This window comes from Sporosarcina sp. Y838, from assembly GCF_056786515.1.
Genome location: NZ_JBXCJD010000002.1, coordinates 188,339 through 199,906 on the forward strand (window position 1 = coordinate 188,339; position 11,568 = coordinate 199,906).

At 38.7% G+C, this 11,568-nt stretch carries 13 protein-coding genes and 1 pseudogene; 5 read left to right on the forward strand and 9 right to left on the reverse strand.

What is annotated here, in order from left to right:
- Nucleotides 1-324: 324 nt before the first annotated feature.
- Nucleotides 325-825: a competence protein ComK gene (locus tag AC1TO4_RS03665; RefSeq protein ID WP_482102480.1), complete on the reverse strand. Its 501-nt coding sequence runs from the start codon at nucleotides 823-825 to the stop codon at nucleotides 325-327.
- Nucleotides 826-1,077: 252 nt separating this feature from the next.
- On the opposite strand from AC1TO4_RS03665, the gene AC1TO4_RS03670 reads away from it, so the two are divergent.
- Nucleotides 1,078-1,560, forward strand: coding sequence for a sigma-70 family RNA polymerase sigma factor (locus AC1TO4_RS03670; protein WP_482104202.1), 483 nt, complete (start codon nucleotides 1,078-1,080; stop codon nucleotides 1,558-1,560).
- Nucleotides 1,561-1,928: 368 nt separating this feature from the next.
- Nucleotides 1,929-2,345: a hypothetical protein gene (locus tag AC1TO4_RS03675; protein WP_482104203.1), complete on the forward strand. Its 417-nt coding sequence runs from the start codon at nucleotides 1,929-1,931 to the stop codon at nucleotides 2,343-2,345.
- Between the two features lie 155 nt (nucleotides 2,346-2,500).
- Here AC1TO4_RS03675 and AC1TO4_RS03680 read toward each other — a convergent pair whose 3' ends face one another.
- The 7 genes and pseudogenes from AC1TO4_RS03680 to AC1TO4_RS03710 all read right to left on the reverse strand — a co-directional run.
- Nucleotides 2,501-2,974 (reverse strand): flavin reductase family protein, encoded by a 474-nt coding sequence (locus tag AC1TO4_RS03680; protein WP_482104204.1) that lies wholly within the window; start codon nucleotides 2,972-2,974, stop codon nucleotides 2,501-2,503.
- A 47-nt stretch (nucleotides 2,975-3,021) separates the two neighbouring features.
- Nucleotides 3,022-3,570 (reverse strand): FAD synthetase family protein, encoded by a 549-nt coding sequence (locus AC1TO4_RS03685; RefSeq protein ID WP_482104205.1) that lies wholly within the window; start codon nucleotides 3,568-3,570, stop codon nucleotides 3,022-3,024.
- Between the two features lie 145 nt (nucleotides 3,571-3,715).
- Nucleotides 3,716-4,498, reverse strand: coding sequence for a dioxygenase family protein (locus AC1TO4_RS03690; RefSeq protein WP_482104206.1), 783 nt, complete (start codon nucleotides 4,496-4,498; stop codon nucleotides 3,716-3,718).
- 53 nt (nucleotides 4,499-4,551) lie between these two features.
- Nucleotides 4,552-6,102, reverse strand: coding sequence for a 4-hydroxyphenylacetate 3-hydroxylase family protein (locus AC1TO4_RS03695; RefSeq protein ID WP_482104207.1), 1,551 nt, complete (start codon nucleotides 6,100-6,102; stop codon nucleotides 4,552-4,554).
- A gap of 272 nt (nucleotides 6,103-6,374) precedes the next feature.
- Nucleotides 6,375-8,174 carry a XylR N-terminal domain-containing protein gene (locus AC1TO4_RS03700; RefSeq protein WP_482104208.1) on the reverse strand — a complete coding sequence of 600 codons (1,800 nt, stop codon included), beginning with the start codon at nucleotides 8,172-8,174 and terminating at the stop codon, nucleotides 6,375-6,377.
- The gene (locus tag AC1TO4_RS03705; protein ID WP_482104374.1) at nucleotides 8,171-8,449 is read right to left on the reverse strand and encodes a GNAT family N-acetyltransferase; all 279 of its coding nucleotides are present in this window, start codon (nucleotides 8,447-8,449) and stop codon (nucleotides 8,171-8,173) included. Before AC1TO4_RS03705 ends, AC1TO4_RS03700 begins: the two co-directional genes overlap by 4 nt.
- A gap of 116 nt (nucleotides 8,450-8,565) precedes the next feature.
- Nucleotides 8,566-8,739 (reverse strand): annotated as a pseudogene (locus AC1TO4_RS03710) (SUMF1/EgtB/PvdO family nonheme iron enzyme); the annotation flags it as partial.
- A 133-nt stretch (nucleotides 8,740-8,872) separates the two neighbouring features.
- Between AC1TO4_RS03710 and AC1TO4_RS03715 the strand changes: the two are divergent.
- Nucleotides 8,873-8,995, forward strand: coding sequence for a hypothetical protein (locus AC1TO4_RS03715; RefSeq protein WP_482104209.1), 123 nt, complete (start codon nucleotides 8,873-8,875; stop codon nucleotides 8,993-8,995).
- Nucleotides 8,992-9,339: a hypothetical protein gene (locus AC1TO4_RS03720; protein WP_482104210.1), complete on the forward strand. Its 348-nt coding sequence runs from the start codon at nucleotides 8,992-8,994 to the stop codon at nucleotides 9,337-9,339. Before AC1TO4_RS03715 ends, AC1TO4_RS03720 begins: the two co-directional genes overlap by 4 nt.
- A gap of 175 nt (nucleotides 9,340-9,514) precedes the next feature.
- Here the strand turns inward: AC1TO4_RS03720 and AC1TO4_RS03725 are convergent, their stop codons facing one another.
- Nucleotides 9,515-10,180 (reverse strand): hypothetical protein, encoded by a 666-nt coding sequence (locus tag AC1TO4_RS03725; protein WP_482104211.1) that lies wholly within the window; start codon nucleotides 10,178-10,180, stop codon nucleotides 9,515-9,517.
- Between the two features lie 889 nt (nucleotides 10,181-11,069).
- Between AC1TO4_RS03725 and AC1TO4_RS03730 the strand changes: the two genes are divergently transcribed.
- Entirely contained in the window at nucleotides 11,070-11,558 is a 489-nt protein-coding gene (locus AC1TO4_RS03730) for a hypothetical protein (protein ID WP_482104212.1), read from the forward strand.
- The last annotated feature ends 10 nt before the right edge of the window (nucleotides 11,559-11,568 follow it).

The following is an 11,568-nucleotide window of genomic DNA, read 5'->3' on the forward strand; positions in this document are numbered from 1 at the left end:
TTTCTGAGAATTCAAAGTGCATCGGAAATTTGAGGAGATGAGTTGAACACAGGATGCGAATAGTTGGCATCTACGGGGTTTGGTTGGGAACTTAGCTGAGTTCGTTGGACAGCTCTGGGCTTTTGTTGGACAACTCCTAGATTTTTCTGGACCCACGGGGTATGCCCAATCAACCCTTGGATTCAACAACATAAAAGAGAATAGATACGTATCTATTCCCTAGTCTATACGTATTTAATTGTAGTGAATTGAATAAACAACATCACGCACAACTACCTAAATGATTCCCCCTCACTGATCACTATACAATTCTAGCGCTCTCACTTATTTTGCTTTTCTATCATTGAAACCATTTTCTCTATCATATAATTCCTTCTCCTGATTCTTCAAAGTGCTTACGCTCATCAGTGTGTGGAGGCGTTGGTATTGCTTTAGTATGATGTGTTTCGAGATTTTAACGGTAATGGAAATCCCCGGCATGAATGTGATTACTGATTGGCCTTTTGCCACTTCTTCTACGCTAATATGATGATTAAATATAAAGACACAATCCGGACATTCTGATGATTTTGTCGGAAATACACCAATTTCGTTAGGTACTATAATGAACGGCGGTTTCCTTGAATAATTCAACAAATCCTTTGCAAACTCTGTACGTCCCTGCCACGATGAAAAATTATTAATGCACGCCTTATTGAGTAGATCTAGTGGTTTTAACTTGGAGTAATATGTACCATGCGTTGTAATAATTTCACTTTTATTTTCCCCAATGAAAAATGATTTAACTGCCAATACTGTTCGGTTAATTAAAAAAGAATCACACATTCTCAAATAAGAATCCCCCTTTTTACCTGTTATATATGTATGATATCATTTACTCATAAAGATTCAAGCGCATTTATCTAAATATGATGAATAATGTAATTATTATGTGTTAAATGTCATTTTCCGCTAACGAAACATCACGTATGGTCCCCAAAACGTCCTAAACGCTCGTTGGATTCCCTATTTCAAATGAACTACGATGGACTCACCCGGGAATACAAAGCACCGTGCACGGTCTGGAAGGCCGCACAAATGATGACTTTTGAGGACGTTTTGGAGCAGTATGAACCGATGATTTCTGCATCTATCCGCAAATTGAATATTCAACGCAACCATGACATTTTCAGACAGGCGGGAAGAGTCGCTTTATGGCAAGCGTGGAACCGCTTTGACGAAGCGAAAGGGAATTTTACGCCATTTGCCTATCGAAGTATACGGGGTGCCATATTGGATGAATTAAAAATGGAAAACGTATTTGAAGAGAATACCATGCAGACAGAAGAAGAGCCCTTGGCCTATCTAAAGGCGTCCGAAATCGCTGTCCAGAAAGGAGCACTGGATAGACTTAAGGATGCACTGGACGAATTGCCCCCTGCCGAGCAGGAACTTATTCAATGGCTATTCATAGAAGGAGGTACGCTTACAGAATGTGCTGAGCGGTTTGGAATTTCGGTTGAAGGGGTTAAGAAACGAAGGCACCGAACGCTGGCGAAATTGAGACTTGTATTAGCATAGAAAAGTGCAAGGCGCCGCACAGCTCCGACAGGCATAAGACGGGTCGGCGGAGCGGCGTTCTTTGCCCGGGAAGGATGCAGTTCAATCCTTCCTTAGCCGAACCGACTTATGACCCGAGGAGTTTGCGCCTGGAGCTAGATCACAAGAAAAGCGGTAGGCGCTTTAAAAAGGATGGCAGTCAAAAAAATAATTTCATTTGTTGTCCACTTTCCCGTAGTTTTTGTCTATGTATAGGTGAAGGCATCGTTCGTCAAGGCAAGAGACGTCTTGCTGTCGCTAGAAAATACTCGTTAATAGGTAGAAATGTGTTTGTCGCCTAGGCAAGGCGCTTGCACATTTCTACTTCATTTACCAAAGGAGGATCCCTAATGAATTTATTAATCAATGAGGCATCGCTTCAGGTAATTCCGTCGCTTGCGATGCAAGTGGGATTAAACGCGGCTATTTTACTACAGCAACTGCATTTTAGATCGCTCATCTCGCCAAATGTGCGGGATGGGCATAAGTGGGTTTACAAAAGATACGAAGAGTGGAAAAACGACGAGTTCCCATTTTGGTCTGTAGATACGATTAAAAGAACGATTCATAGACTGGAAGACAGCGGCTATATTATTTCGACTGCATCGTACAATCGGAGATTCGAGCGGATTACAACCTTACACAGGCACCCGAAATTCATGAGATTAAATGTCGAGGAGGGTCGGTATTTCCCAGGAAATCATTTCATCTGTCACATTATCTGCAAGCCAATACATTATAAAGTCGGTACCTGTTATGTTAAATAATTGTTTGTGTGCAACAACCAACAATTCACCTAAAAACACAAAAGAGATTAGATAGTCAAGTACCTACCTAATCTCCCGTTCATAAATATGCAATTGCGGTGAATCCCCCGAATACCCCCTTGCATAGGTACCTGTAATTTATCGGGGAAACATCATCAAACAGATTGGACTTTTGAAGATAATGATGAGAACTTTCCTGAGAAGTATGTAAGTGCATCACATTCAGTGTATTCGAAGTTCAAAACCTCACCTACAAAAAGAACATGGTCGCCACCATCATATTCTTTCCACGGAGCACATTCAATATAAGCAAGTGATTCTTCAAGGCGTGCTGTATATTCTCCCTCAACCCATGTAAACGGCTCTTCTTCCTTTGGGCGTCCGGCAAAATGCATGGCCACATCTTCTTGTTGATCATTTAAAATATTTATGGTGAATGCATTATTTTTTAAGTGTTCCATTGCCTTCGTTTTTCGGTCAACAGACACTAACACTAAAGGCGGATCTAGTGATACCGAAGTAAATGAGTTCACAGTAAATCCATGATAACCATCTTCGGTTTTGCATGTGACTACGGTAACACCAGTTGCAAAACGTCCCATACAGTTTCGAAATTCTCTAACATCCATAAAAAACCCTCCTCTAATTTGTAAGTTCAATATATTAACTAAGTTAATCAAGTTTTAGCTAGGGCAAATTCATTTCTGCCTAACAAATCGTAAGCTTGCTTCGTTTCTTTATGCTCAAAAAGTTTTCGTATTCTTGTTGAAGAAATAACTTCTCCTTTTGGACAAGTAACGACAGGATGCTGATAGGCATTGAACGCATTATCCAAGTCTTCAATTGAACCGCTTTTGCCTTTGCCAAAGTTGAACCCTGGCCCAACCCAAATTTCCCTAGGATTCACATCATTTAGCTCATCAATAAAGTCCTGTGCGCTCCTCGCCGCATAAGCCTCATCGAACGAAGCAAAAACCGTATAAGAGACGCCTAATGCTTCAAGAAAGCGTTTCTTTTCCGACAATGAAGTTAGCATTGACTGATTTTGAAAATAGACCTTAGGCGGTGGATCAAACGTATAAACAACAAGGGGCACCCCGTAAAGATTTGCTTGTAACTTCGCTTTTTTTATTAACGCTTGATGCCCACGGTGAATACCATCAAAAGCCCCAATTGTGACAACGGAGTTTTCTAGTTTAAGCTGATTTTGTTGAAATATCCTCATTTAAGTACCTCACTTTCTATTAAATGTATTTATTCCTTTTCCGCAAATTATAAATAGATATAGGAGTAACTCTAAGAGGATAATCAACGAGAAATAAGAGGTAACCAGGAACATTCTACAATGCTCCTGATTATTTGCACTCTTTTTATTCCGTACGCATAACAAAGTTTAAAGATGCTTCAACATGACTACCTTTATCTTCAAATTTTGTTAGAAGGTCCAAGCGAACACCATCCGCTACGTCATTTTCGAGCCATTTATCATCTTCCGAGAACACCTGAGTAATAAGGGTTTCATGGCCCTCAGCTTCAAACATTAAGTGAAGATGTGCGGGACGCATCGGATGCTGGCCAGTGTAATCCAAGAATTCTCCTGTTGGACCGTTCGTTGGAATCGGGTAAGGTAATGGAACAATCGATTTTATTTCAAAATCTCCATTTTCATCCGAATAGAAATGGCCTCTTAAATTATATTTTGGTGCATCAGAATCGAAAGCAGAATAGGTTGCAGAAGCATCATTTTGCCACATTTCAACCCGCGCATTTGCAAGCTTCTTGCCGTCCACATTACTAACATTTCCCTTGAAGAGCAGGACTTCGCCTTCTTCGTTAGGACGCTGCGTCAAAACCAATGGCTGTCCGGCCTCTACTTCTAGTAAAGGTGATCCTTCAATGAAATAAGGCCCCAAGAGTGAAGGTTGTGTTCCCGGCTTCTCCGTGTACATCGCTCTCAACACATGGGTTTCTAGGAAAACATCCGCAAAAAGAGGAAGTTCCCCTGTCCGTCCGAGTCGATCAGCCCAATTTACGAAATTTGTGTATTCTTCGTGATTTAGTTTCGCTTCTTTCAAAAACGCTTGGACATGTTCAACAAACAAATCGAATATCTCTACTACACGTTCATTCTTTTTAGTCGCCTCTTTTTGCATGATTCGTCTCCCCCTAATTAGTATTGGAATAAATAGAAAGTATATTTATTTATTTATTTTTTATTATAAGCATGTACGTCATCAGGATTGATCCAAGTAGGATTTACCCAACCGTCTAAGTCATAATCGTCCATACATCGCTGAGCAAATTCCTCAAACTCTGCAGCTTGTCCGGATTTTTGAGCCATCGTTAAGTTTTCTATACGGATGTTTTCATTGTTTCCGGAATAGTTACGCTCATACAATTCGTGACGTCCTCCGTATTCGCTACCAATTGCATCCCAAAGCAATTTGATAACTTTAATTTTCTCTTCTGCTTCAATGCCATTCGAACCTCGGTAAAGCTTATCAATAATTGGACGCAATTCTGAGTTTTTAAAATCCTGTGCACTAGAAGGTTGGACAATAAGGCTTCCAGCCACTACTGTCTCGATAATGTCTTTCACCCTTGGCCAACCATCCGACATAAATACACGGTATGCCAGTCCATAATCTAAGTTAGGTAATTTAGAACCATTTGCACCTTCATCTGGATTTAAGGCCATCGCATCACTTATTGCCCAGAACATATTCCGATAAGCAAGTACTTCTCCGATATTGGCTTGGACACCGCGGAATTTATCCGTCCCGTTCCCTTTTAAAGCCTTGATTAATAAACCTGAGATGAAATCTAACTTTACAGCAAGTCTTGTCACACCATGAAACGATAGACGATGCAGGAATCCACTTTCCGGGAAGAAGCTATTTGCTTTTTCAATATCTTTGTAAACAAGTACATTTTCCCACGGAATGAGCGCATTCTCAAAAACAAGTACTGTATCATTTTCATCGAAACGGCTACTAAGCGGATAATCAAAAGGACTTCCTGTAACCGCTGCATTATTTTCATATGAAGGTCGGCAAATTACTTTAATTCCTGGTGTATCCATATCCGCAATGAAGACGAGCGCAAACTCTTCACTTGGAACCGCAAGTGCACCATAATGTGCAACAAAGTTATAGTTTACGAGTGCTGAACCAGTTGCTACCATCTTCGCACCGCTTACTAAGATGCCCTCTTCCGTTTCGCCAACACAATGGATAAATACATCCTTCACTTCATCCATCGGCTTGTCGCGATCAACCGGAGGATTTATAATTGCGTGGTTGAAGTACCAGTTTTTTTCTTGTGCTTCTTTATACCATCTTCTTGCATTGTCTGCATATTTACCGTAATACTCTGGATTAGAGCCAAGCGTTGCTAAAAACGCAGCTTTGTAATCTGGTGATCTACCCATTTGACCGAATGTCATTTTCGCCCATTGCGCGATTGCATCACGTGTTTTGAATAAATCTTCCGGTGTATAATCCGGTTGGAAGAATCGTTGCGTGAATCCACCATTTCCAGTATCAGTTTCTCTTGTTAATATATCTTTATATTCTGGGTCATGTAATGCGTCATATAAACTTGCAATTGAGCGAGCACTATTTCTAAATGCGGGATGTGTTGTAACATCGTCAACTTTTTCACCGTGGAGCCAAACTTCCCGTCCATCTCTTAAACTCTCCAAATACTCGGCGCCCGTCATAGGTAATTTTACTGCCTGTTCTTGTTTTGTAGTCATCTTTCATTCCTCCTCTTAAATAATGTAACCGCTTACTAACTACATCTTACAGCCTATTCCAAATACTCGGAACTGCAAAAATACATCAACATTAACGTTTCAACTAGCAGAATTTACTGAACACTGGTGAATTACGAGATATCAGATTTCCTTCTAAAAACAAAAGCGCAGGCACCATAGTCTGAATGCCGCCTTTCAATTTATCCGAAAAGTAGTATTTTATAATTTCTTAGGCCATAAAAAAAAAGACGAATCGGCAACCGATTCGTCCCTTAGACTTTATTCATTACTTGTAACACAAAATAAATCCTTATCGCAAGCTGACATTTAAATCGACCAGATCCCGTTTTCAAATCAACGCCACTCAGCAATTCAATTCTTTCAATCCGATAACGAACTCCCGCTATTGATAAATGCAATTCATCGGCTGTTTGCTGTAAATTCCCATTGTTGTCCAAATATGATTTTAGAGTGATGAGTAAACTTCCTTGGTTTTCATTGTCGTATTCCACTAATTCTGCGATTGTTTCCGAGTAAAACTTAATCAATTCTTGCTGATCGGACCCTTTGAGAAACATCATAATGGGTTCCAGTTCTTTATAAGCGGCCTGTCGACTACCGATCGGGTACGTTAATTGAACAAAATCGCATATATGAGTCGCATCCAAATAACTTTTACCCATCATTCGAATCGTATCAACAGGACGACCAGAACCGATATATACTTTTATGTCTGATAAACTTTCGCTGATTTCCTGAAGTAGATTGGAGGAAAATTCATCAATATGTTGTTCCTTAGACTCTGGAACAATCATAACGACATATCCATCTTTCTTAAATACATCAAAATGGGCATACCTTTTCGTGAGAAAACTTAGTATTTCCCTTACCTTTTCTTTTGGCAAAACGGTAATGGCAATAACCTGATTAGTCTCGCCCGGTTTAAAACCAAAAATAGAAGCTTGCCTTTCTAACGAAGCATCATCTATTAATTTATTATCAATAATTTCGGCAAAAAAATCTTCTCTTTTTCTCCATAAAGATTCTGTAATTTTACGCTGGTGATACATTTGAATTGTAAACACCATTAAGGAGCGGTTTATGATTAATTCTTCCCTTCGATCAAGCTTCTTATCACCGATGACAATCAGTTTACCTAATTCGACTTTTTGACTTTTCAAACCAAATGACTCGAAATAAAAGTTATCTTGCTTCATTGTAAAGGCCTTACTTTTTATCCAACTATCGTATGCTTCCTCATCCTCTTTACACATAAAGTATGATGAGTAAATCTCGGTTAAATGATTAATAACGATGCTACGCCCTAGGACATTTCCAATCATATCCGTGATATGATTGATATCTTTGTCTTCTAGAAAAAGATCTGTTAATTGATTTTGCACTTTTTCTGACTCGATGATATCTGCATTAAGCTGCTCAATTTCCTTATATATGTCTTCCAAGACCGCCTGCAAAGATTCTGTTTTATAATAGCGTAAGTCCTTCATGTGGACTTCATCGCAGTGTGCAACTGTTTGTGCAATGAAATAACAATCTGTGTCACCTTTCCCCCGGCATTTTTCCTCATAGGCGACAACTTCTTTTCCAAAAATCTTTGTAAGATAACCACTCGCGTAGCCCATTAGCGTCCAGCATATCGCCTCACTATCAACACCTTGTTGAGCAATATGATTTCCCACTTCAAACGAGTTTTTCCAATAACCTGTTAAGTATAATTTATCCTCTTCTATTTCCAAAACATCTGGCTCTACAGTTACAACTCCTTCTAATGTATGCATTGCTGGACCTGCCAACAATAATTCTTTTGTCGATTTCCAGTCATATTTTTCCCCAAGAGACTCTGCCGCCTTATTGCCACATGCCCAGCCATATCGCATGAGAAATCCTTTTGCGCGCTCTTTACCAAGTGTATTAATTAAATCCGTACGCAAAATTCCTAATGCCTCCACGGAGATTAATGCCATTCGTTTATCATGGAGATTAATGATGCCTGAACGTGGATTAACATCAAGTAAATTTTGCAAAAGTAACTGATTGGCTTTCATCGTCATCCTTTCCCCCTCCTTTTTTCAATCCCTTTGTTTTGATGGTCTGGATGCACCATCAATCTTTCAACATAACAATTCCCTTTTTCTTCGTATCCTCTGACCGAACCGACTATTTTATCGTTTATTGTAGCTTTTAAAATGGTCTTCCTCTGAAAGTCTTCTTCGATCTGATCAAATGTTTCCGTAAGTGGTGCAATTTGAGAATTATTATATATTTTGGCCTCGCGTAAATAAGCATTTTTTTGAATGTCTAGAATCTCTTGTGCATCAGCTTGAATCGCTTACAATAAGAAGATGATGATGATAATATACTAACAAGTTTAACATAATTTTAAAATCTTGTTTCTAATCAAAAAAATGATAATGTATATGGAATTCATATACATTATCTCAGTTATTTTGACACCAATTCCAACGGTAGGACAGTTTGTATTTCCAGTAGATACACTGCACAACGGAACCCCATATGGCTAGTTGAGCTGTCTAAAGTATTGTGTGACCGAGCCGCTACCCTGTATCGATTACAATAAGCTTTGTGACAGAGGTAACTTCCACCTCTAATAACTTTTTGATCATCTTTTTGGGCGACCCTTTGGATTGATTAGCACTTCCTGCATAGGTACCTGACACTAGTGCAGTTTAATTTAATAAGCACTAATTCAATGTTAAAATAAGTTAATTTTTACAGAGGGGGAGAAATTGTGAGATTACATTACAGTGAACGAACAATAGAATTTGAAACAGCTTATTTTAGAGATAAGACGCTTCTTCGTGGCAAATTCGATGCCCTGGATATTAACAAGATGTTCGGCTTGTCCAAATGAGATACAGTGAAGCTAAGGTCAAGAAGCTCACCAGCAAGAAATTGTATGAACGGCTAACGCTGCTGAACAACGAAAAGTCACTTGACACCAGATCAATCAACGTCATCCTGTCGGAGATTGCAAAGCGAAACCTTGCGGAGTACGAGGCGGGAAAGATCGAGGCAGAGGTGGAGAAGTCCAAACGCCACACCGTCATGGAAACGACGGACATTCTCTACCTCGAAATCAAGTACAACGAGGACTATCTCGCCAAGCCGGAATCCGAGACCGACCCGTACGAGCGCAAACTCCGGTCAGCCATGCTTGAAATGGTTCAGAAGGAACTAGGACGTCGGACAAACTAGGCCAATCGAGCAACGGAGGTTCCTGTCTCAAAGAGAAAGCCACCTTTGTGTTTGTGTGCATGTACAATAAAAAACAAATAGAGATTAGATAGTCAAGTACCGATCTAATCTCCCGTTCATAAATAGGTACTTGTAGTGAGTTGTCAGGGTATGACCTTGAACAGGTACGCGAAATTCAAACATGTAGCTGTTTTGTTATCAATCTTCTTTTAGTCCAAATCAATGTAAATATCAAAAATAGCTCAAATGCGTTCGTCACTGCTCCACTATCTACATTGATAGGTATCGCACTTCCAATAGTCATAACAACGGCACCTATGAAGAAAACTGGCCATTTCGTTTTTTTCCATAAGATCGCACTTGCCACAATGAGAATTAGTGTAACTAGCAACACCATAATAGGAGGACCTGTCGCTTCTTCTACATTTGAATAGCTGACGACGCCGTATTCTTTCACTACTTCAAGTTCCAACCCGATAACTTCTATCGAAAACTCTAATACGATTAAACCAATTGTATAAAGAATACCTACTAGTACTAGCCACTTTTTCTTTGCCCATTCAATTCCACTTTCCCGTAACGCACCGATTGAATACATAACAAGCAAGGGTGTTATTAAAGCATGTAAGCAAAAACGAGAGAAGTTTAAGCTTTCTAGTAACTCTCCTTCACCAATCCACTTACCTGTTGCCAGTAGCAAATTATCATAAATAAGCGGCAATATTACTATATAAATAACACTAGTCCATCTTGCTAAATCTTGTTTTCTAATGCCGTATAATCCCCAGATCAATAATATCGTGTATAAAGCTGCATAAAGAAAATATAAATATGTGTCCATTTAATTTACCTCCTATCTATTCCATTCCAAATCCCGATTGCTTTAACCAGAAAAGTAATAAGGGTACCCATTATGCAACAAACAACAATATACAATTCACCCAATCATATAAAAAGCCAAAAGAGATTAGATAGTCAAGTACCTATCTAATCTCCTGTTTATAAATATGTGTTGTAGTGAATTATTGGAATAGTTTCGTGCACAGGTACATGAAATTTATTGATTGTGATGAATGTAACGAGGTTGTTACGTAGCACGCGGAAACAGGAGACCCATCATATGCAGTAAATAAAAAGAGGACTAGGTATTATCAAGCCAGAATCAATTTCTTTTCCCAAGCACCCCGGTGATGGTGTTACCAAAATGAAGCAATCAAGCATGATAACTAACATATAGAAGCAGAACCTGGGAAAAAAACTGACTTTTAATTTAAAAGGGGATAATGTAACGGTTTACAATATACCTATTATTTTAAGCAGTATGACGATTACAAGAATTGTAATAATAAGACCTAGAATGTTTCTCAAGGATATCCCTCCTTTAGAAATATTGTACCATGGACATTATAACTATAAGTGTTTTTTATGGAACTTATTTCAAATTTAAATGCTAGTGTAATGAGTGTTAACACCCACTTCGGCCATAAGGCGAACATAGAATTAGGTGAATTATTGGTTGTTTTTTTGTTGCACACAAAAATTTCGAACGGCAGCTGTTTTGAGATCTAGATTATTTCCTGTACTGCGGTCACTTGGTTCTCTGGAGGAGAAAACTATTTTAATTATAAGCCTTAAAGTATACTACCAATCTTTTAGCAATATACTTACTTAACTTTTCAAAATGAGGGGGACTTAATATATTTGGCCTTTATCGTAAAAAAACGGCGGTTGTGGAAAATATTAAACTCGTTACATTATTAGACTTGGTGAAACATGGTGATAAAGTTAATTTAAATATTAAGAATGAAGATGCGTATGAAGGAGAAGTACTCTTAGCTAAAACAAGAATCCTTGTGTTTGAAGGTGTAAGTATTAAGTTTTCCGAATGGGCAGAATGGACTGTTACCATTGTTTTAAATCATGATAATAAGAATTTTACGGTGTATAAATCAGATGGTCTAAAAATAGATTGGAATAATGAAACGATTGATTATGCCCATAATCATTCTTATCAGGATATAGAAGTAGAATGGAATCACAAAGGGGAATGGTGTGATTATATTTCATCGACCGTCCATGATTTAAAGTTCAAATTAGAACAACACAGAGATGAAACCAAACTCCGAGCTAAACTTGAAAAGGATAGACAACATAAATTAAACGTAGCAATAGATAATGAACAAAAAGAATACTTCAAACGTGTTTTCGAAAGTAAGTGAATCAATTTCA